This is a genomic window from Thermogutta sp. (assembly GCF_014359955.1).
Taxonomy (GTDB): Bacteria; Planctomycetota; Planctomycetia; order Pirellulales; family Thermoguttaceae; genus Thermogutta.
In genome coordinates, this window is the sequence record NZ_JACIYL010001031.1 from 1 (window position 1) to 1,289 (window position 1,289).

The 1,289-nt window shown below is 57.1% G+C and carries 2 protein-coding genes; both read left to right on the forward strand.

The window, feature by feature from the left end:
- A partial coding sequence (locus tag H5U08_RS19150; protein ID WP_297036873.1) for a nucleoside monophosphate kinase occupies positions 1-334 on the forward strand: 334 nt, incomplete at its 5' end.
- A partial coding sequence (locus tag H5U08_RS19155; protein WP_297036875.1) for a serine/threonine-protein kinase occupies positions 331-1,289 on the forward strand: 959 nt, incomplete at its 3' end. The genes H5U08_RS19150 and H5U08_RS19155, both read left to right, overlap by 4 nt.

The following is a 1,289-nucleotide window of genomic DNA, read 5'->3' on the forward strand; positions in this document are numbered from 1 at the left end:
GGCCACCCTTCTCGAATCGCTCGTTCATGTGGAGAGGGTCGTCCTTTTGGAGTGTGACTTCCCGATCGTTTGGGAGCGGATTCAGAGAAATACAGGTGGAGACAGAACGGGCCGGCAGGACGACACTCCGGAGCTTGTTCGGTTCAAGTTCGCGCAGTACCTGGCGGAAACGAAACCCCTCGTTGACTATTACGCGAATCGCCAAGTTCCCATCTTCAGGATTGCAATTGACGCGGGTACTTCGCCAGACCAACTCTACCAGGTCCTGCGGCATACACTTGAACAGGATTCCCGCAAACGTGTCTCGCTATCCCAGGGCACCACAGCACCATGATGGCCTTTTCCCCCCAAGTTAAGGAATGGTGTGAGCGGTTGCACGCAGCCGGGTTGGCTGTATCGCGAGAGGCGGTGGAACGGCTCTGTGAGGCGAGACCACCCGAGAGTCTTGAAGATTTCGTTCGGCAACTGGAGCAACTCGGTCAGTTGACACACTGGCAGGCTGAAGAGTTGCTGGCTGGGCGGGAGCGATTTCTGATTGGGAAATACCGGCTCCTTCAAGCCCTGGGGCGGGGAGGAATGGGGGAGGTCTTTCTCGCCGAGCATGTCACTATGGAACGTCGCGTGGCGATCAAACTGATCGACCCGCGCCTGCCTCCTCCGGCTCTCGAACGATTCTTCAATGAAGTCAGAATAATCGCGGCGCTGGACCACCCGAACATTGTCCACGCTTATAACGTGGACATGGAGAATGGCCGATATTACCTCGTCATGGAATATGTCGAAGGGGTTGATCTGGAGCAACTCGTTACGAAAGAGGGACCTTTACCGTGGCGCAGGGCGGCGGGTCTGGTTCGGCAGGCGGCCACCGCACTCGCGTATGCGCATGATAAAGGGATCGTTCACTGTGATATCAAGCCTGCCAACCTGATGGTTACGCCACAAGACGTCGTGAAGATCCTTGATCTCGGGCTGGCCAGGCTCCGCAACAGTCCCGCGGGACAATCATCGGAAACAGCCGTCCTGGGAACCATCGATTACATGGCCCCGGAGTTGGCCCTGCAGCCTGAGAGCGTCGATGGACGCGTGGACATATACTCTCTTGGGTGTGTTCTATTCTTCTTGCTCGTGGGAAAACCACCTTTTCCCGACGGGAGCCTGTCGGAACGAATCATCAAGCATCAGACCGCCTCGCCACCCGACCTGAAAAAACTCCGACCTGATGTGCCCGAGGAACTGAATCTGCTCTACCGGAAATGCCTCGCCAAACTGCCGGGCGAGCGGTTCCAGAC